The sequence below is a fragment of the Hyphomonas chukchiensis genome (genome assembly GCF_000682695.1).
In the GTDB taxonomy this organism is placed as follows: Bacteria; Pseudomonadota; Alphaproteobacteria; order Caulobacterales; family Hyphomonadaceae; genus Hyphomonas; species Hyphomonas chukchiensis.
Map to the genome: position 1 here is coordinate 48773 of NZ_AWFG01000013.1, position 18559 is coordinate 67331.

The window sequence follows — 18559 nt, forward strand, 5'->3', positions numbered from 1 at the left end:
CCTATTGAAGCGGAAAGGTAAGAATGATTGCTCGACCGTTCCGGTCGATCTCGACGCGCGCACGGCCCGATGCAATCACGGTTTCAAACAGGCGACTGTCAGACGACACGTTTCCAACGGGCGCCCCGTTCACCCGCGTTACCCGGTCGCCCGGCTGCAGTCCGGCTGCGAGCAGAATTACCGGGGGATTTTCCCCGACGACATAGCCTTGAGGTGATGGCTGCAAGCTGAAACGGCGCACTAGGCCTGCCGGATCAGACGCAATCTGCTGACGGTATGCATCGATGATCTCTTCCGGCGCAGGTGCGGGTGAAATTGTTCTTTGGAGCCGTTGCCCTGAGGCATCAGCATCGACCTGCAGGATGTTGGCACGCTCGGCACCCCCTATCATCTCGAAACCGAGATCTGCGGATTTTCCGTTTACGTCGAGCACCACACCGCGCTGCATGACCTGATCGAGACGGATGCCAGGGCTCACAGCGTCACCGGACCGAAAAATTTCTGCCGGGCGCCCTTCCACCGATATCGTAGCGGTTGACTGGAACGCGCCTTCAGACACACGGACGGCAAGCAATTTCAGAGACTTGATATTGAGGCTTGTCTGTGACGCCCCGCTGCTGGCGAGTTCGACACGTCGCCCGAAAGGTGCCCAGGCCAATATCGGCGCAATATCGGGCGTCTCATGCGACGAGCTGTATGGACCTGCAGCGATCATAGCTTTGCTTGCAGGCAGGTTGACGTAACCCAAGGCGTGCCATGTCAACTCGGATAGGTTGTAGAGCGCAAACATCATGCCCGCTCCGCCTGCCATCCATATAGCCCAAAGAAATGGCGAGGGTTTCATGACGGACCGGCCGTGTCGACGAATGCATCGAGTAGCGATGCCGCGCCGGTTCCCCCGTCTTCGGAGACCGAGATACTGACTTCGGCGAGATCGGGATCGCTGGAGCCTTTGGATTTGACCGTTACGCGCCAGCTGCGATCAGCCATATGCACAAGCGATGGCGCAGCGGTTATGCGTGAAGGATCTAGCCGAAGTTCCACGAGCGTATTCTGCGCCACGATATCAGAGATCATTCGCACTTCGAGACGATCCACCGTTTCGATGTGATTTTGCGCGACACGAATGAAGGCGCCACCGGCGATTGAGAGCACTGTCAATGCGATCAACACTTCGATGAGGCTGAACCCAGCATTCGCAGGTACATCAACTGGTGCAGGGGACAGTCGGTACCGCACGGCTATCGCGCCCCATCCTGAATAAGGATATCGGCGTTTTGGCCATCGCCGCCCACTTTTCCATCTGCCCCGAACGAGAGAAGATCAAAGCCCCCTTTTTCGCCAGGCGACCTGTACTCGTAAAAGTTCCCCCAAGGGTCTTTAGGGGCCTCGTCCAAGTACCCTTCCGGGTGCCAGTTGGCAGGCTGAGGGGAACCCGAGGGACGCTGGACCAGCGCTGACAACCCCTGGGCTGTTGATGGATAAGCGCGGTTGTCGAGCCGATACATTTTCAAGGCTGATGCAATGACCGCGATATCGTTGCGCGCGACGGTTATCCGGGCTTCGTCCGGCCGGCCAATTACTTTGGGCACGATCATCGCCGACACGAGTCCGATGATGACCAATACGATCAATGTCTCAATGAGGGACAGCCCCGCATCCTTCGGAGGCAGCGTCTGTACATGGGTCGCTTGGGGTCGCATCGTTACGCTGATCTCCATCGTATCTGGTCTGAAATCCTCTTGATGGAACAGATACGGTGGAAGGTCAGCTCAGGATGCAAAGCTCGGACATCGTTGCAAGACCAACGGACCACAGCGAGTTCGCAGAGCTTGCGGGTTTACGGTCATACGAATTGAATCTCGCGATCATGTCCGATCCCGATATCGTCTTCGTCCCGACCGAGCGCGTGAGGCTTACGGCCGTTGCCCTTCCACTAAAGCGCGCTGAGCAACGGAAAGCCAGCCTGCCGTTTGCGATGGAGCCTTTGCTGGGCGAACCGATTGAGCAGACTCATTTCGCGCTTGGAAGCAGGCTCGAAGACGGGCGATACCTCGCCTGCGCGGTCAATGCCGAGCGCGTGGCAGAATGGGTTTCGACCTACGCAAGTGCGCGTCAGGTGATGATAGTTCCTGATGTCCTGATCCTACCAATCCCCCCCCAGGATGTCTGGCACGTCGCGAGCCTCGCCGATCGCGTGCTTGTTCGCCTCCCCGATGGCTCCGGATTTGCCACGGCAAAAGGGCTGTTGCCTGTCTTTGCGCTGGCGGAGGGTTCGCCGGAATGCCGGATCATTATCGACGATAGCGGCCGGGCTGACGCGCTCACCTCCGCTGAGAGTTTAGTTTGGCCAGACCGCAGCACTCTTCTTGACCTGCGGCAGGGAGCGTTTGCGCCTGACGCTAGCAACACGGTTCGAACCATCCGCGCAGCGACAGCGCTGACACTCGCAATCGTCTCCGCCACTACAGCCATCTCCGGTGCAGATGCGCTCGCGCTGCAACATGTTGCTCACACAAGAGAAGCCAGACTGATTGACGACTTTCGAATCCGGTTTCCCAATGCGCCAGCTGGAACAGCCCTGATGGGGACGATCGATTCACTGAGCAGCAATGCCCTTGGCCGACCAGTGGATACATTCATCTCGACCCTGTCTGCCACAAGCATGACGCTCAAGAACGAAACAACGATGTCTGTCCAGGACATGGCCTTTGAGCAGGCTGGGAACCGCCTCGATCTCCATGTCGAGACAGATAGTCTCGACACGTTTCAGTCGCTTAGTTCCCGGCTCGCCCAATCAGGCATCACGGCAGAACTGGGTGCGGCGACCGTTGTACCTGGTGGCGCCGAAGGCCTCCTTTCCATCATGGCAAAAGACGGAATCCAATGAGCGTGAACACTAGCCTCTCTCAAATGACGGCCTGGTGGCGCACGAAGTCGACCAGAGACCAATGGCTGCTCGCGTCTGCTGTCGGTCTTTTGGTTGTTGTAACTTGGTGGACCCTTGTCTGGTCACCCCTGCAGACTGCACGAGCCGATACGATCACACGCATCGCCCGCATTGAATCTGCCCGCTCAACGCTCTCCGCTCTTCCCGTCGAAATTGGTCTTCCTTCTGCCGGTGGTGTCCATACCTCAAGCCTGCGCGAGATCGTTTCCGCGACGGCGTCGGCGCGAAAACTGCCCATTCAGAGGATCGAGCAGTCCGCCAATCAAGTCGTCGTCGAATTTGAGCTGGCAGATTTCGCACCGTTGATGTCCTGGCTGGAAACCCTTTCACGTGACCATTCTATCAGGGTCATTGACGCCGAAATCTCACGCCTGCCGGAGCCTGGCACGGTCTCAGCGCAAATGACTCTGGAGGGCCCATGACGCAAGAATGTACGCGCCTTCCCTATGCTTTTGCGCTCCAGTCTGGTGCCATTCTCTCAGGTGATCGGACTTCTGGCATTACATTGCTTCACCGCGACAAGATGAGTCTGGCAACATTGCTCGAATGCCAGAGGCTATCTGGGCGGATCGATGCTTTCAAGCAGCTGAGCGCTTCAGATTTCGAGCAGGCTCTTGCAGAAACCTACAAATCAAGCGCCAGCCGGGCGGCAGACCTTGCCGCAGAATCCAACTCCGATCTCGCAGCGCTCGCCGATGATGCGGCTGCGTCTGAAGATATTCTGGATGACCGAGCGAATGCCCCTGTTGTGCAGCTCATAAATGCGCTCCTCTCCGAAGCGATCCGCGAGAAGGCATCCGACATTCATATCGAGCCGCACGAGACACGGCTTGTCATACGCTTCAGGATAGACGGTGTGCTTCGCGACCGTATCGAACCGAAGCGCAACCTGGCGCCCATGCTCGTGAGCCGCATCAAGGTAATGGCCGGTCTGGATATCGCGGAGAAGCGCAAGCCTCATGATGGCCGCGTAACCCTGAATGTCGGCGGACACGAAGTTGATGTACGCGTTTCCACAATTCCCTCCCAGTACGGGGAACGTGTGGTTTTGCGATTACTCGACAGGACCACGGCAAAGTTCAATCTTACCCAATTAGGAATGACGCATCGCGATCACTCCGTCACAGAACGCCTTCTGGCGAAGCCAGGCGGCATGATACTTGTGACTGGGCCGACCGGATCAGGCAAGACGACAACGCTCTATTCGGCAATCACATACCTCAATGATCGCTCACGAAATATCATGACGGTCGAAGATCCGATTGAGTATGCCTTTGATGGCATCGGCCAGATGCAGGTCAATCCTCACAAGGGAGTGACTTTCGCGGAAGGCGTTCGCGTTCTTATGCGACAGGATCCTAACGTTATCCTGATCGGTGAGATCCGGGATCCCGAAACCGCATCCGCGGCCGTCAGGGCGACGACATCCGGTCACCTTGTCTTGTCCACGCTGCACACGACAAGCGCGATCGCTAGTATCACGCGTCTCGTCGATATGGGTGTCGATCGATACCTTCTCGCCACGATTTTGTCAGGCCTTATTGCCCAAAGGCTCGTGAGACGGCTTTGCGATACCTGCAAGCTCGCCGATGAACTTACTGAATCCGAGGCGTCGCGACTTGGAAAAGGTGCAGAGATTGGCATGCCGGTATTTCGCGCCGCTGGCTGCCCTGCCTGTGCGGGTCACGGATATCGGGGCAGGACTGCTATCTACGAGGTGGTCGAGGTCGACGGCGAACTTGAGAAACTCATTCACTCAGGTGCGGCGGAATCCGAACTGACCGCACTTGCACGGCTGAGCGGACCTAGCCTGTCCATGGACGGCGCCGCTCGCATCCGGGAAGGCATCACGACTGTCGAGGAAATCCTGAGCGCAGCCGACGTCGGAAAAGCGCCATGATGCAATTTCGTTACAATGCCGTCGACAGCACCGGAAAGGCCTGTAGCGGAACCCTGACTGCCGGAACCCTTGTCGAAGCGCGGCAAGTATTGAGAAGCAAGGCGCTTTTACCAGTGCAGATCACACTCGCATCCGGAAAAGCGTCTGCGCCCACAAGCAAGAAACGGAACCGAACATTCCGGAGCGCTATCACCAGCAAGACATTGACGCTGATCACACGACAGCTCGCCTCGCTGATTGCAAACTCGATCCGGATCGAGGAAGCGCTGGCTGCCATCGCCCGGCAGGACTTGCCTGCCCGCGCGAAGACGGTCCTTATAGAAATCCGCCATCAAATCATCGACGGCAGCAGCCTGGCGAAAGCCTTGTCCGCACAAGGCAACGTTTTTCCCAGACAGTATATTTCCTCCGTCGCCGCTGGAGAGTCCTCCGGACGCCTGGATATCGTTCTGGAGCACTTGGCCGACTATACAGAGACACGGCAGGAAAACCGCCAGACCCTGCAGCTCGCCCTCATTTACCCGGCGTTTCTTGCGCTTGTTTCAGGCGCGGTGATTGTCCTTCTTCTCACGAAAGTCGTTCCAGACGTCGTCTCGGTCTACCAGAGGAGAGGCGCGGACCTGCCGCTCTCTACCGACTTGCTGATTGCCGTTTCGGATTTCCTCAGGCAGTTCGGAGTAGGTATTCTTTTTGCGCTTACGCTGCTCTATGCGGCGCTGGCGTGGGCTATGCGACGACAAGCAGGCCGCCAGGCCTGGGGGAGATGGTCTTTGAAGGCACCCTTGTTTGGGCCGTTCAATCTCCGCCGTCAGGCTGCTGAAATATCGGGCACCCTCGCCATACTTATCCAATCCGGCGTTCCCCTGGTTGAGGCGCTGAAAACCGCCGCCGGTGTGGCGAGCAACGACTATGTCAGCAATCGCATGCATATGGCAGCAAATGACGTTGGCGAAGGCACTGCGCTTGATCTGGCGCTTTCAAGAACCGGCGTCATGCCGCCCATGATGCTGGCAATTGTTGCCAGCGCGATACGATCCGGCGAACTTGGACCAGCCTTGGCGCGGACAGCCAGGGATCAACAGAAAGAACTCGGGGCCCAGACCAAGGCGTTGGTTGCGCTGATGGAACCTATGGTCCTTCTGGTCATGGGCGGCATTGTACTGTTCATCGTCCTCGCGATCCTGACTCCAATCGTCAACCTGAATACATTGTCAGGAGTTTGATGGCATGAGACGCGGGCCAAATTCCAAAACTGTATCTGACGTCGTTATACGATCGAGGAAGAGCACTGAACCTGCCGGCGAGACGGTCAAGACGGTGCGGCCTTCTTTGTCGAGCGTTACGCGTGCGAGCTGGGCGTTCCCTCCAGCGTCGGCAGCATTGACCACGATCTCACTCGACCCGCCGATCGGCTCGGATACAACCTGCAAGTCAGGTACATCACGTCCGGAGCATCTGCCTTCGCCAATCATCGCTTTCCCTTCCAGCAAGAGCGCTTGGTTTCTTAGCGACAGGCGGACCGATGAAAGCCGCGCAGACAGGTCACAAGGCCCAAAGTCGGTATTTGCGAAGTGGCTCAATTCTGCAATCGAGACAACGCCATCAACATCATCAAGCTCAACACCACTGGTCAATCGCATCCTGCCCTTCAGGCTCGAATCCACGCCTTCCAGAGTCCAATCTGCCGCGAGACTTGCCGTCATCAGCGAGCGCATTGGAGACAGCGTCCAGTCAGCATTCAATCCCTGCGGAAACATGGCCACGCCTTTCCAGACGGACCCAGAGACATGCGCCTCGCGCATCCCGGGCACGAAAGCCTTGAGGATTTCCGCCGGAGCGGTGGCTAGCAGCATCGCGGCGAGAGCGATGCCGGCAACGCCCGCGAAAAGCCCCTGCAGCATCCAGCAGCGAGGGGATGATGATGATGCGTAAAGTGGCCCGCCATGAGCCTCACGGGTTTGCGACATGGTTCCGTCTCCGTCGTCTGAGTCCAGATACGCAGCCGAGATGCCCTTCAGGTGCAGCGACGCTGTCGCGCGATGATGAAAGTGGCTTCTCATTAATCGAAGTTATCGTCTCGCTGGCCATCATCAGCCTTGTGAGCCTTGCGGGATTTACGCTTGTAGACACATTGGCGAGTCTGCAATCGCGGATTGATGCTCGGTATGACGCCATTCAAGAACTTCAACTGTTGCTGTCGGACCTGTCTGACGATTTCGCCCAGGCTGACCCGGCATCCTTGACGCTTGCTTCGGGCACACTGAAAATGCGGACACAAGTGTGCAATGCGTCTGGAACGGTAAGCCTGAGTGTTGTGGACCGCTCGTTCCGCCGGACTTCAGGCGAGTGCATAAGTGGCACGTCCAGTTATTCAGAAATAGAGACCGCCCGTTTCACAGTGATCGACTCCGAGAGGGCCGAATGGGATACATGGCCGACTGATGAAGCGCTTCACGCCCAGGCCGTGCGCGTCGATATACGCATGCCAGATCAACCGGGCGCCCTTACCGGGTCGATCGAGGGACTGTTCGACATGCCGGACACGTACGCCAAATGAAACAGTCTGAATCAGGAATTGTCCTTGTCCAGGTGCTTGTCATTGTCGCCTTCGCCAGCGCCATGACGCTGACACTCATGATTGTTCAGGATCAGGCGGTCGCCTTCGAGCGGAAGTCAGGGGACCGGTTGCAGGCGCAAGCTCTCTTGCGCGGCGCTGAATCATCCGTCGTGTCCGCTTTCAGGCGTGACGGCCAGTTGGGATCAAGCGTCGATCACTATGGCGAAGCGTGGTACCTGGCGTCTCAGGTCCCAATCGATCTGCCGCAGGGAGCGTTCTCGGTATCTGTTCGCGACGAGCAATCCAGGTTCAACATCAATAATCTGGCAAATGGTAATCTCGCGGCCAAAGCGATGTTCGCCAGAATCGTCGCTGCCGCAAAGGGCGACGCCTCGTGGAATGATAGGCTGGTCGCCGCCATCGCCCTCGGCGGGCCTGTTAGCGATATGTCGGACCTCGCCGCCTTCGGCTTCGACGAAACGGAAATCACCGCGCTGACATCAATTGGTTGCACATTACCTGACACGACCACGATCAATCTCAATACAGCAAGTGATACGCTCGTTCGCGCTCTGTTCGACAACCCTCTCTCGGCCGGGAAGTTGCTCGCCTTGCGGAGCCGCGGGGGCTACGTGACCCGTGAGGATCTCAGCGATGCTTCCCTGCTGGCCCCAGCGGGGACGGGCCTGACCACCCAGTTCATCAGTGTCGAAGCAAATATAAACTGGAGCAGCGCCGACATGTATTCCAGAACCCTTCTCGCGCGGCACACATATGGCGGCGGAGTAAACGTTCAGACGATTCGCCGAGTCACCCACAAACAGTAACGGCGGCGAACCCGAGAGGTTCGCCGCCGTTGTTTTGAGATGGGCTGTCGTGCTCAGGAAGGGTCGGGCACATCCACCGGATCTGCCGTCTTGTCGACGTCAATCACATCTCCTGCAGCAACAGGATTTGGATCATCGGTTGTCATCTTTCCGAAAGCAGCGGCAAATCCTGCTCCGAATTGGTCCTCAATATTGGCCGGTGCTGGTGGTGGCGGAGGCGGTGGTGGCATGAAGACGTCATTGCCGCCTCCGCCTTTTCCGCAGGCGACCAGTACTGTGCTGGCCGCGCCAGCTATCATCACCAACCGCAAAGGTTTCCATATGTTCTTGGTCATATATTTTATCCTCAGTTGTTTGGCGAACCTGCAAGCGGGTCGTTCAGGTATGGGAACGCATTCTTCAGCTCAGTCGCGCTGATCGGCGCCCCGTCAGTGAAGGCAACATTACCAACTGGTGCGTCATCCGACGTGCAAAAGCCCAGATCCGTCGGTGTCCCATTGATCGGCACCGGATAGCAAAGGGCTCCCATGACAACGCGCAACGCGATATCAACCGTGTCGTCACCCGGACGACGTCCGTTCGGGAAGCCGGCAAGATCATCACCCGCAACGCCAAAGGTGCTTTGAGTTGCGCGCGGCGTCGGAGCAATCCCGGTATTCAACCGCATCATTTCAGACGGAGTCACAATCGACTGCTGGTTCAGCGTCGGGATCCCGGTGAGGAAGGCCGCAACAAGATCATCCCGCGGAATATTTGTGGGAGCGAGATTGGCGATACTCGTACCGAGCGTCTGGTTGACTGCATCACGAAACAAGAGGTCCAGGATGGCGGGCAAAGTAGGGTTGGTAACATAATCAGCCAATGCACCGTCTTGAGTTGGCTCGGCCGCATTGAACAGGTCCTTTTGCGGCAAACCGATCACCACTTCGTTTACCAATGGCGCAGAGAGACGCGACTGCTGCACGTAGGCGCCGCCATAAAGAGACGTTTGCTTGTATGTTGGCAGCGGGTCTTCGATGTTTGCCTGAGGCAGGCTTGCTGTCGTCCACGCACCGATGGTTCCGTTGCCGGCACCAACAAGGCAGTCCACCGGAACTTCGATTGCCAACGACGTCACATTGGCCTTGCCGACGAGATCATCATTTGCTCGGTCTTGGGTGATGCCGCCGGGAAATCCACCGCCGTCACCCGCTCCAGGGGCGCTGTCACCTTCAATAGGGACTAAATTCACCAGATCGAATATCTCGCCCAGATTGACGGCAAAGGCTTCCGCGCGCTGACCGACAAAGACACGACCAGGCGTCGAGCAATTCGGGATCGTAATGTCATAAACGAACTGTCCCGCGTAAGTCGGATAGTCCGAGATAGTCTTGTTGCCAACATTATCCAGAGGCTTGACGAATTCCGCCGAGCCATCAGCAGCATTCGTGATGGCGTCGCGCGTTCCCGACCTGCGATCGCCCGACACGAGCGTAAGCGAATAGTATTCGTTTTCGCCAAGTGCCGCATCTTCAGGCGCACTGACTGGTCCCGCCGCGCGCAACGCAATCGGGATATCCTTGCCGGCAATGTCCAACGTCACGCCGGTGTCGTTGACGAGGCGATTGTCGAAGTCGAATTGGAACGTCAGATCTTCCACCGCGTCGCCGTCGCTGTCGACGTGGATTTCATAGAGCGCATCAGGATCCATCGTGAAATAGTTGGGGCCGCCGTATGGGTCCTGCAGGGGTTGATAGTTGGCGATAAAGGTCACGAACTGGTCACGGCCCGGCTCATAACTTTTGAACATATAAAAGTCTGTTCCATCGATCTTGGGCTGTTCGGTGGTGCCAGGCGCTTCGCGGTGACTGGACGCCCAGCTCGGAATGGCCACAGCGCAAAGGGCACCGATAGCCGCGCTTGATATCAGTAGGGAGCGCTTCAATTGCATTGGTAATCTCCAGATTGGCCTACCGCTCAAAGCCCCTCATGAGTGTTGTAAGGACGCTGGTAGCGTAAAAAGGCGGGTTGTAACTGCGCCATTGAAGGATCAGACGCATCAGAGATACGTAGCGCTGGCATCGTATGGTGCAGGCAATCCAAAACAATCGGCGTGTCGGTTAGAAAAGGTTAGTCTGCGAACTAACTGCGATGATCAGAACTGATATCGCAACGATCCAGGATCCCGCTATTCGAACCGCGATTGACCGCCACGCTGGCGCGCGTTCTGGATTTATAATCACCACAAGCTGCGAAAGGCATATGATGGCGCCGGCGCCTGCGATCACGTTTACAGCCATAAGACTGAAAGCCTGTGGGAATTCCCCATTTGCCGGAACACTCGCTACCGTTAACGCAGAGCCAATCAGGAAAATGATGATGGAAGCAGTCGCAGTATTTGCGCTAAACCGCATCGCAGTGAGTACGCCCAGCACGACTGCAAAGCCAATCACGATTGCAGGCGGACCGTTCAGCTGCCCGAAATGCAATATAGCAACAGTTCCCAAGGCAACGCCCCCGCAGAATGCGACAGATGCCCGTTTGATACCCGCTTTGGCCAGACAGCGAATCGACAAGCCTGCAGCGACAACCAGTATCACCTGCGCAACTTTCAGATCAGCAGGAATGTACCCTGCCCGGACATCTCCAAATTGCGAAAGAACAGCGGCAAGCAGATATAGTGAGTTCATTGGGCGCCCTTTCCTATCAGATTATGCCTAGCAGAAATCCAGCGCCAGCCGCCGTGATCAATCCTCCAACAGCGCGGACAAAGACCTCTCCTCTCGGTCGCGTTGTGACCAGTCCAAGCGCTATACCAGCGAGATGGAGCAGACCCGTCGCCACAACGAACCCGACCGCGAATGAAACCGGATTGGCCGCTGTTGGTAATTCAATACCGTGTGCGTAGCCGTGAAAGATCGCAAATACTCCGACAATGATCGCCGCGCCCCACAATGGCATGCGAACCTTCCCCAAAATCAATGCCCCAAGGACGACTGACGAGAGCGCAATGCCTGTCTCCACACCTGGCAAAGGCAGACCCAGTACCCCCACCGCGCCGCCCAATGCCATTACGAGGGGAAACACGACTGGGAGAACCCATATGGCTGGTCGGCCAAGAAAGGTGCCCCATAATCCAACGGCGACCATGGCCGCGACGTGGTCCCAACCACGAACTGGATGGACGAACCCGCTCAATAATCCTCCACTGAGCCCCTCGCCTGTATGGGCTATCGCCGCAGGTGCAGCCACAAGCAGAAAGCTGAATAATATTAGGGCTTTGCGGGTTTGTGGCGATGTAAAAATCAAAGCGCAGGTCCTCTTCCTGGTATCGTCTCAGCACTGGCGTGTGGATGTAAACCGAGTTCAACCGACAGAGCGGGGATGGATAACCCATTCTCGGCCACCCACGACTTGACCATTTGTTCGGCCGCTATGTCTCCAGCCGCTCTCCCTGCCCGAAGCAAGATATCAGCATCTTCAAACTCTCGCTGCAGCGTCCAGTTCAGCCGTGCCCGTTCCACCGCCTCAGAGGGTTTGCCTTCGACGTCCAGCAGATAGCGCGCTTCTTCTCGCGCATGAGCGAAGCTTCCGATTTTTTTCTCTGCAAGAAGGTGCGCTTGGAGGGTCCTGCGCGATCTGAGAAGGCAGCCGAATTTCTTCAGCTGACTGCAGACAATGGCCCTTCGAACCAGCACCGCGTCGGTTGGCGGTTTACCCTGCAGCGCTTTGAGAGCTGCTTCGTACTCTGAACGACTTATGAGGAAATCAGCGTAGAGCGCTGCAGACCGAATGCTCGCCGGATCTGCCTTGATGGCCTGGACAAAATGTCCGGCGGCCAGATCTGTCCAGTCATGATACATTGCAATTTCTGCCAAAACGCTGTGTGCATATCCACGCAATGCAGGCTCCATGACCGGCTTCAACTCCATATAGCGGCTCAGTTTCGCGTAAGCTGCATCAGCGTCAGGCGAGAGCATATCGGTCGTGGCGGCGCAAATCAGCGCGAGGTCGAACGCGCCAGCTTTTGCAAGGCCCCGGCATTCCGGACGCGCTTTTAGTGTATGACCCTGAACAACAAGAATATTCGCGCGCGTAAGCAGCAGAGTCGGGTTCCGCGGCTGTAGGGTTTCCGCCTGGCCGAGCAATTCCAGTGCGCCATCAAAATCGTGAAGGTATTGCTTGCCGACTGCGGCGAGTATGAGCGGACGCGCATCAGGCCGGCTATTAAGGGCGGGCTGCAATGCAGAGAGGCCAGATTTAACCAGGCTTGCATCACCAATCCTGCGTCCAGTGTTGATGAACAAGCGTGCCGCCTGAATCGCGATTTCCTGATCATCCGGATCTGCGATGATCTGCGACGCGGCGACCTGTACCACTTCAGGATAACACGCTGCTTTCGGGCCCAGCAGACCCGGATTGCCGCGCAGTGAAGATGACATAAGGATCGCCACACACAGCGCAAAGCCTGTCGCCAAGCACAGAGTTAGAAAACGGTTCATTTGACACTAACTGTATAAACGTGATGTCAAAGATACGTATCCTCCACCGAAATTGATGCAGTTGTCTTCAGCAGTGTATGCAATGGGAACTCAAACACAAACGAGCCGCCGCGTATGCCTTCAATGAACGAAACAGTCTCATTCGAACTATTTCTGGCACATCGGGCGCGCCGTGAGGGCGAGCCCGTGCTTCTCGATACCGATAGGGGGGGCCGAAATGAATGCCCGATGGATGCGGTTTTCCACTAGCTCGCAATGGTTCTTGCCGTCAGCCATCCTGCACAGGCAGCGTTTGGATCAATCGCCGCGGCGAACGATGGATCCGGTCGCGACCAGGTCAGACAGGAGCGCCAGCGTCGCCTTGCCGGACGTTTCGAACGGGTCGAGAGTCGGGCGCTTGAAATATTTCAGAAGCATGCCCGGATTGAGCTTGGCGATGCTGACGTGCCCCATGGTCCAGTTTCCGAACATGCGCTCGTCAATCTCCGCATAGTCCAGAAGGCGGACATGGGTGTGGCGTGAATCACGGACAATTGCGTTGAACAATTCACAGACCTCATCGCGACCGCCCTCCAGGACCTGAATGAACAGATCGTCCGACACGCACAGCAGTCCTGTAATGCCGAGCGCAGGATTGTTTGTCCGCGACTGGTTGAGGATATTATCAAGAAACGTACCCTTCAGGGCGTCGGCAGGTCGGCTCGCGTACAGGCACCTAACAATCATCTCAATCTCGCTTTCTCAAGTTAAGCAGCGCCAGGAACTCACTACGAAGGGTATGATCCTTGAGGAATGAGCCGCGCATTGCGCTATTGATCATGACCGCCTCGTCCTTCACGCCGCGCCAATGCATGCAGAAATGGTCGGCCTCCATGACGACGGCGAGGCCGTCAGGACTGACCTTGCTCATCAGTATTTCCGCTATTTGGGCAATCGCTTCTTCCTGTATCTGCGGCCGCGACATGATCCATTCGGCAAGCCGGGCATACTTTGACAAGCCGATCAGGTTAGAGTGCTCATTAGGCATGAGCCCGATCCATAGCCGTCCCATGATCGGACAAAAGTGATGGCTGCACGCGCTCCGAACCGTGATCGGGCCGACAATCATCAACTCATTGAGGGATTCCGCGTTTGGAAATTCGGTCACCGCCGGCGGCGCGACATAGCGGCCGGCAAAAACTTCGGTAAGATACATCTTCGCAACCCGGCGCGCCGTGTCACGAGTGTTGTGATCATTGTCGATATCGATCACCAGGCTTTGAAGGACCGTCCTCATCCCCTCTTCAACTTCAGCCAACAGCGCATCGAGATCACCCGGTTCAAGGAAATCAGCAATATTGTCATTAGCATGAAAACGTTTCCGCGCGCGCTCGATGCGCTGACGGATCCGGACAGATGCCGGCGCGTGCTCGGCGGGAATCGCATTGTCTTCTTTGTCAGCCATCTTCCGTATTTCTGCTCTTCAATTTGATTGCGTTAGCACACTTAAGGCAATCAGGGCATGTTATCCCATCTGGGAGCGGGTGCAGTCCCCAAGGTCGACAGTGTTGAGTTTTGTGGATCAGGAGAGCCGTAGCCCTCAGTTAGACACGAAATGAACTAGACGCGCGCCCATGCAGTTCAAGACTTCACCTGAAATCTTCTCGCCCCGCCATCAGACTGAGGCCAAGGCTTTCGATAAAGCGAGATGTGATGAAGGCTCATCCGGCTCGAAAGGCACATCAACTGCCAAATAAGGTTCAAACAGAAACGAGATGCGGCGCTTCGCGAGTAGCGCGACCTCCTCGTTGCCAAATACCTGTTCGTCCGCAAATAATAGAGATGGGATCGCATTAGACTGACACACCGCCGCACACGCTACATAATACATTGTTCTATAATGAGATAATGCACTTTGGACTACATGATCCCACGATTTACACCGCTGCATACCACTTCCACTTGGACGTCGCGGCTCAGGGCATGCTTCCGATGACACTACTTGCCCCGGCGCCATGTGTTCCCCTCGGTGAGCTTGCGTGTATGATCGTTCAAAATCATTGGGAAGAAACATGCATTACGCCGAATTGTTGAAAGCTCGTGAAGAGCTGACCGGGCCGGGTGGCGACTTTGAAATCATTGAAGCCGAGGTGCTTGGCAACCGGATCCGGACCTACAAGAATGCCCCTCCTAGCGTGCGGGAATTCTGGCTGTCGACCGCTGAGTTCGCTGACCGCCCCTATCTCGTCTATGGCGACGAGCGACTCACATATGCTCAATCACATGAGCAGGTGAACGCCGTCGCGGCCTGGCTCGCAGACCAAGGCGTCACGGCTGGCGACCGCGTCGCCATTGCCATGCGCAACTATCCCGAATGGATGCTGATATACTGGGCCTGCGCCTGCAGCGGGATTGCCGTTGTCGGCATGAACGCCTGGTGGACCGCCGAAGAGATGGCCTATGCCCTGACCGACTCGGCGCCCAAGGTGTTATTTCTCGATGCGGAACGCCTTGATCGACTACGTGAACGCCCCGAAACGGCTGACAAGATGAAGATCGTCGGCGTGCGTATCCCTGATGCCAGCGCAGACGTCACCCCATGGGCTGAGGTCATCGCCCATGGCGGCACGATGCCGGATATAACCGTTGACCCGGATTCCGATTGCTGCATTTTCTATACATCCGGCACGACAGGCCACCCGAAAGGCGCGCAGCTAACGCACCGAGGCTGCATCGCGAACCTGTTCAACATGGTCTACGCCGCCACCTCGGCCTCGCTTGCGACACAGCGGGCCACAGGCGTGGCACCTCCTGAAGATCCACCGATCCCCGTGACCCTGATCACGACGCCCCTCTTCCACGTCACCGCCAACAATTGCGGCGCCTATGCGGTCACCGCCGGCGGCGGCACGCTCGTGCTGATGTATCGCTGGGACGCTGGCGAGGCGCTCCGCCTTATCGCACGCGAAGGCGTAACCGCCATGAGCGGCGTACCCGTCATGGCGCGCGAACTGATCAACCATCCCGACTTTGCCACATCCGACACGTCCAGCCTCACGTCCCTGGCGGGTGGAGGGGCGCAAGTGCCGCCTGACCTCGTCAAGAAGATCGAATCCCAGGTCGCAACCGCGCGCCCAGGAACAGGCTACGGCATGACCGAGACATGCGGCATCATCACGTCGGTCTCCGGCGACTTCTTCGTCGACAAGCCGGACAGCGCCGGCCCAGCCATGCCCAATTTCGAAGCCAAGTGCGTGGACGACATGGGTGAGACCGTCCCCGCCGGCCAAACCGGCGAGCTCTGGGTCCGCGGCTCTTCCGTCATCAAGGGCTATATCAACCGCCCCGAAGCGACCGCTGATTCCATCACCGACGGCTGGCTTCATACGGGCGATGTCGCGCGCATTGATGAGGACGGCTTCATCTTCATCGTCGACCGCAAGAAAGACATGGTCCTGCGCGGCGGCGAGAATATCTACTGCGCCGAAGTTGAGTCGACGCTTTACACCCATCCTGCCATTGCAGAGTGCTGCGTCTTCGGCGTGCCGGATGACAGGCTGGGCGAAGAAGTCGGTGCTGCCATCGTCCTCAATTCGGGGCACAGCCTCACGGAGGAAGAACTGCGCGATCATTGCGCAGCAGTCATGGCGAAGCATAAAGTGCCGCGTTACATCTGGTTCCTTGATGACGCCCTGCCCCGCAATGCGAGCGGCAAGTTCATCAAGCGCGAACTGCGTGACCGTCTCAGCTCGGAACTACAGTCCGCCTGAATCAAAGACGGACTGTATGTTGCCAGCCAACCGCGCCGCTAGGGCGCGGTATGTTCCTGCGCAACGGCCAATGTCCTCCGCAGGCCCGGAACGCGGATATCCTCCACGATGTCCTGGATTTCCTGCGGAGGTGGTGCCGTCATCAGTGATACGGCCATCCCAACGACCAGAGACCCAAGCATGAACGGGAAACCGATCCCTTCGGGCGACACGCCAAGCAACCAGTGCGCCGGGTCCAGGTCCACGAACTTGAAATACACGATGTAGGAGAAGGTCGCGACGAGCCCGAAGGTCATGGACGCGATCGCTCCTTCGCGGTTCATGCGCTTCCAGAAGATGCCGAGGAAGATGGTCGGGAACAGCGAGGCGGCCGCCAGGCCGAACGCGAAGGCGACGACCTGTGCGACAAAACCAAGCTGTGACGAGAATATCCCCAGAAGACCAGCTGCGAACACGGCAGAGGCCGCTGCACCGCGTGCCACCATCAGCTCTGTCTTGTCATTCATGTCCTTGAACAGCGTCTTCCGGCACAGGTCGTGGCTGACCGCCGACGAGATCACCATGAGGAGGCCCGCGGCCGTCGACAGTGCCGCGGCCAGACCTCCCGCCACCATCAGTCCAACGACCCAACCGGGCAATTGCGCGATCTGCGGATTGGCCAGAACAAAGATATCATTGCTCGGCTTGAGTTCGTTTTGAATGCCGTCAGGCGCATTCGGCCCACGATACTGCATGATGCCGTCGCCGTTGATGTCTTCAAAAGACAGGAGCCCCGTTTTCTCCCAATCCTTGTACCAAACAGGCACCGGCTTGCCGCCCTCGGCGACAATGGCCGCAGCGGACGCATCATAGTCTTCGCCATCCTCGATATAGGTCGCGTCATTGACCGTATTAATGAAGTTGAGGCGGGCGAAAGCTCCAACCGCAGGCGCCGTCGTATAGAGGAGCGCAATGAACACGAGTGCCCATCCGGCGGAATATCGCGCGGCACTGGCACTGCGCACTGTAAAGAAGCGCACAATCACATGCGGCAGTCCAGCCGTGCCGAACATCAGGGCGCCCGTGATGGCGAAGATATCCAGCTTTGACTTGCTTGTCTCAGTATAGGCGCCAAAGCCCAGCCCGGTGACGACTTCGTTCAGCTTGTCGAGCATGGAAATATCATCCCCACGCACATTGGAAATGAAGCCGAGTTGCGGGATTGCATTACCGGTGATGATCAGGGAGATGAAGATCGCCGGCACCGTATAGGCAAATATCATTACAACGTATTGGGCGACCTGCGTATAGGTGACGCCTTTCATGCCGCCAAGCACAGCATAGATGAACACGATTACCATGCCGATCCCGATACCCCATTCGAACGGCACGCCGAGGAAGCCGGAGAAGGCAACGCCAACGCCCTTCATCTGGCCGGCGATATAGGTGAACGAAATGAACAGGGTACAGACTACCGCGATAACACGCGCCGTCGTGGAATAGTAGCGGTCGCCGACAAAATCCGGCACCGTGAATTTTCCGAACTCCCGCAGGAACGGCGCAAGCAGCAGCGCGAGCAGAACGAAGCCGCCGGTCCAGCCCATCAGGTAGACCGAACCGCCATATCCGAGGAAAGCAATCAACCCGGCCATAGAGAGGAATGACGCGGCAGACATCCAGTCAGCGGCCGTTGCCATGCCGTTGATGGTCGGATGCACGTCATGTCCGGCGACGTAAAAATCCTGTGTCGACCCCGCGCGTGCCCAGATCGCGATGCCAATGTAGAGACCAAATGTGAGAACGACGAAGAAGTAAGTCCAGAAGTCCTGATCCATCATCTCAGCCCTTCAGACCAAACTTGCGTTCCAGCCGACCCATGGCCCAGCAGTAATAGAAAATGAGCGCCACGAAGACATAGATCGCGCCGTTCTGGGCAAACCAGAAGCCAAGCGGCGCGCCGCCGATATTCATCTGATCCAGAAAGTCGCGAAACAGGATGCCAGCGCCATACGAAACCAGGAACCAGATCGCGAGCAATGACAGGGTGAGGCGCAACACAGCGCGCCAATAGCCCTTGCCGTCAATTTCAGTCTTATCTTGCATAGCCCATCTCCCC

At 57.3% G+C, this 18559-nt stretch carries 20 protein-coding genes; 7 read left to right on the forward strand and 13 right to left on the reverse strand.

The annotated features are described in order from the left end of the window. Position 1: 1 nt before the first annotated feature. Genes HY30_RS05365 through gspG form a run of 3 tightly spaced genes read right to left on the reverse strand, consistent with a single transcriptional unit; the run spans position 2 to position 1703 of the window. A complete protein-coding gene (locus HY30_RS05365; RefSeq protein ID WP_162176893.1) occupies positions 2-793 on the reverse strand; it encodes a type II secretion system protein N in 792 nt (263 codons plus the stop codon). Positions 794-840: 47 nt separating this feature from the next. After that, complete coding sequence (gene gspI, locus HY30_RS05370) at positions 841-1239, reverse strand: type II secretion system minor pseudopilin GspI (RefSeq protein WP_034737923.1); 399 nt, start codon at positions 1237-1239, stop codon at positions 841-843. A 2-nt stretch (positions 1240-1241) separates the two neighbouring features. Then, positions 1242-1703: a type II secretion system major pseudopilin GspG gene (gene gspG / locus HY30_RS05375; protein WP_051614887.1), complete on the reverse strand. Its 462-nt coding sequence runs from the start codon at positions 1701-1703 to the stop codon at positions 1242-1244. Between the two features lie 74 nt (positions 1704-1777). Between gspG and gspL the strand changes: the two genes are divergently transcribed. The 4 genes from gspL to HY30_RS05395 all read left to right on the forward strand — a co-directional run bounded on the left by gspL (position 1778) and on the right by HY30_RS05395 (position 6073). After that, a complete protein-coding gene (gene gspL / locus HY30_RS19075) occupies positions 1778-2890 on the forward strand; it encodes a type II secretion system protein GspL (RefSeq protein WP_051614889.1) in 1113 nt (370 codons plus the stop codon). Between the two features lie 23 nt (positions 2891-2913). After that, entirely contained in the window at positions 2914-3372 is a 459-nt protein-coding gene (gspM, locus tag HY30_RS19080; protein WP_051614891.1) for a type II secretion system protein GspM, read from the forward strand. Further along, entirely contained in the window at positions 3369-4850 is a 1482-nt protein-coding gene (locus tag HY30_RS05390; RefSeq protein WP_034737924.1) for a GspE/PulE family protein, read from the forward strand. Before gspM ends, HY30_RS05390 begins: the two co-directional genes overlap by 4 nt. A gap of 89 nt (positions 4851-4939) precedes the next feature. Beyond that, the gene (locus tag HY30_RS05395) at positions 4940-6073 is read left to right on the forward strand and encodes a type II secretion system F family protein (RefSeq protein ID WP_162176896.1); all 1134 of its coding nucleotides are present in this window, start codon (positions 4940-4942) and stop codon (positions 6071-6073) included. On the opposite strand, the gene HY30_RS19085 is transcribed toward HY30_RS05395, so the two are convergent. Then, positions 6062-6751, reverse strand: a complete 690-nt coding sequence (locus tag HY30_RS19085) for a type II secretion system protein N (RefSeq protein ID WP_051614893.1) — start codon at positions 6749-6751, stop codon at positions 6062-6064. The genes HY30_RS05395 and HY30_RS19085 overlap by 12 nt on opposite strands. 14 nt (positions 6752-6765) lie before the next feature. Between HY30_RS19085 and HY30_RS05405 the strand changes: the two genes are divergently transcribed. Both HY30_RS05405 and HY30_RS05410 read left to right on the forward strand, forming a co-directional pair. Next, positions 6766-7407, forward strand: coding sequence for a PulJ/GspJ family protein (locus HY30_RS05405; protein ID WP_034737928.1), 642 nt, complete (start codon positions 6766-6768; stop codon positions 7405-7407). Between the two features lie 32 nt (positions 7408-7439). Then, positions 7440-8234, forward strand: coding sequence for a type II secretion system minor pseudopilin (locus tag HY30_RS05410; protein WP_162176897.1), 795 nt, complete (start codon positions 7440-7442; stop codon positions 8232-8234). 53 nt (positions 8235-8287) lie between these two features. Here HY30_RS05410 and HY30_RS05415 read toward each other — a convergent pair whose 3' ends face one another. The 7 genes from HY30_RS05415 to folE all read right to left on the reverse strand — a co-directional run bounded on the left by HY30_RS05415 (position 8288) and on the right by folE (position 14159). Then, positions 8288-8569 carry a hypothetical protein gene (locus tag HY30_RS05415; protein WP_034737940.1) on the reverse strand — a complete coding sequence of 94 codons (282 nt, stop codon included), beginning with the start codon at positions 8567-8569 and terminating at the stop codon, positions 8288-8290. A gap of 11 nt (positions 8570-8580) precedes the next feature. Then, complete coding sequence (locus HY30_RS05420; RefSeq protein ID WP_034737942.1) at positions 8581-10164, reverse strand: DUF4331 domain-containing protein; 1584 nt, start codon at positions 10162-10164, stop codon at positions 8581-8583. A gap of 169 nt (positions 10165-10333) precedes the next feature. Next, positions 10334-10903, reverse strand: a complete 570-nt coding sequence (locus HY30_RS05425) for a hypothetical protein (RefSeq protein ID WP_034737944.1) — start codon at positions 10901-10903, stop codon at positions 10334-10336. Between the two features lie 16 nt (positions 10904-10919). Continuing rightward, positions 10920-11465 (reverse strand): HupE/UreJ family protein, encoded by a 546-nt coding sequence (locus HY30_RS20655; RefSeq protein WP_422119993.1) that lies wholly within the window; start codon positions 11463-11465, stop codon positions 10920-10922. Between the two features lie 53 nt (positions 11466-11518). Further along, the gene (locus tag HY30_RS05435; protein ID WP_162176898.1) at positions 11519-12655 is read right to left on the reverse strand and encodes a tetratricopeptide repeat protein; all 1137 of its coding nucleotides are present in this window, start codon (positions 12653-12655) and stop codon (positions 11519-11521) included. 357 nt (positions 12656-13012) lie between these two features. After that, positions 13013-13441 carry a BLUF domain-containing protein gene (locus HY30_RS05440; RefSeq protein ID WP_034737948.1) on the reverse strand — a complete coding sequence of 143 codons (429 nt, stop codon included), beginning with the start codon at positions 13439-13441 and terminating at the stop codon, positions 13013-13015. A 1-nt stretch (position 13442) separates the two neighbouring features. After that, positions 13443-14159, reverse strand: a complete 717-nt coding sequence (gene folE / locus HY30_RS05445) for a GTP cyclohydrolase I (protein WP_034737950.1) — start codon at positions 14157-14159, stop codon at positions 13443-13445. Between the two features lie 607 nt (positions 14160-14766). Here folE and HY30_RS05450 point away from each other — a divergent pair. Then, positions 14767-16464 carry a class I adenylate-forming enzyme family protein gene (locus tag HY30_RS05450; RefSeq protein WP_034737952.1) on the forward strand — a complete coding sequence of 566 codons (1698 nt, stop codon included), beginning with the start codon at positions 14767-14769 and terminating at the stop codon, positions 16462-16464. Positions 16465-16502: 38 nt separating this feature from the next. Here HY30_RS05450 and HY30_RS05455 read toward each other — a convergent pair whose 3' ends face one another. Continuing rightward, on the reverse strand, positions 16503-18278 hold the full coding sequence (locus HY30_RS05455) for a sodium:solute symporter family protein (protein ID WP_034737993.1): 1776 nt from the start codon (positions 18276-18278) through the stop codon (positions 16503-16505). Positions 18279-18282: 4 nt separating this feature from the next. Then, positions 18283-18546 carry a DUF4212 domain-containing protein gene (locus HY30_RS05460; RefSeq protein WP_034737954.1) on the reverse strand — a complete coding sequence of 88 codons (264 nt, stop codon included), beginning with the start codon at positions 18544-18546 and terminating at the stop codon, positions 18283-18285. Positions 18547-18559 lie beyond the last annotated feature (13 nt).

What these genes read in the sequence shown, in the direction of transcription:
- HY30_RS05440 (WP_034737948.1), bottom strand. Translation starts at nt 13,441, where the DNA reads ATGATTGTTAGGTGCCTGTACGCGAGCCGACCTGCCGACGCCCTGAAG.
- HY30_RS05455 (WP_034737993.1), bottom strand. Translation starts at nt 18,278, where the DNA reads ATGGATCAGGACTTCTGGACTTACTTCTTCGTCGTTCTCACATTTGGT.
- gspM (WP_051614891.1), top strand. Translation starts at nt 2,914, where the DNA reads ATGACGGCCTGGTGGCGCACGAAGTCGACCAGAGACCAATGGCTGCTC.
- HY30_RS05415 (WP_034737940.1), bottom strand. Translation starts at nt 8,569, where the DNA reads ATGACCAAGAACATATGGAAACCTTTGCGGTTGGTGATGATAGCTGGC.
- HY30_RS05425 (WP_034737944.1), bottom strand. Translation starts at nt 10,903, where the DNA reads ATGAACTCACTATATCTGCTTGCCGCTGTTCTTTCGCAATTTGGAGAT.
- gspL (WP_051614889.1), top strand. Translation starts at nt 1,778, where the DNA reads ATGCAAAGCTCGGACATCGTTGCAAGACCAACGGACCACAGCGAGTTC.
- HY30_RS05420 (WP_034737942.1), bottom strand. Translation starts at nt 10,164, where the DNA reads ATGCAATTGAAGCGCTCCCTACTGATATCAAGCGCGGCTATCGGTGCC.
- HY30_RS05460 (WP_034737954.1), bottom strand. Translation starts at nt 18,546, where the DNA reads ATGCAAGATAAGACTGAAATTGACGGCAAGGGCTATTGGCGCGCTGTG.
- HY30_RS19085 (WP_051614893.1), bottom strand. Translation starts at nt 6,751, where the DNA reads ATGCTGCAGGGGCTTTTCGCGGGCGTTGCCGGCATCGCTCTCGCCGCG.
- HY30_RS05450 (WP_034737952.1), top strand. Translation starts at nt 14,767, where the DNA reads ATGCATTACGCCGAATTGTTGAAAGCTCGTGAAGAGCTGACCGGGCCG.
- HY30_RS05365 (WP_162176893.1), bottom strand. Translation starts at nt 793, where the DNA reads ATGATGTTTGCGCTCTACAACCTATCCGAGTTGACATGGCACGCCTTG.
- HY30_RS05435 (WP_162176898.1), bottom strand. Translation starts at nt 12,655, where the DNA reads ATGTCATCTTCACTGCGCGGCAATCCGGGTCTGCTGGGCCCGAAAGCA.
- HY30_RS05405 (WP_034737928.1), top strand. Translation starts at nt 6,766, where the DNA reads ATGATGATGATGCGTAAAGTGGCCCGCCATGAGCCTCACGGGTTTGCG.
- HY30_RS05390 (WP_034737924.1), top strand. Translation starts at nt 3,369, where the DNA reads ATGACGCAAGAATGTACGCGCCTTCCCTATGCTTTTGCGCTCCAGTCT.
- gspG (WP_051614887.1), bottom strand. Translation starts at nt 1,703, where the DNA reads ATGCGACCCCAAGCGACCCATGTACAGACGCTGCCTCCGAAGGATGCG.
- folE (WP_034737950.1), bottom strand. Translation starts at nt 14,159, where the DNA reads ATGGCTGACAAAGAAGACAATGCGATTCCCGCCGAGCACGCGCCGGCA.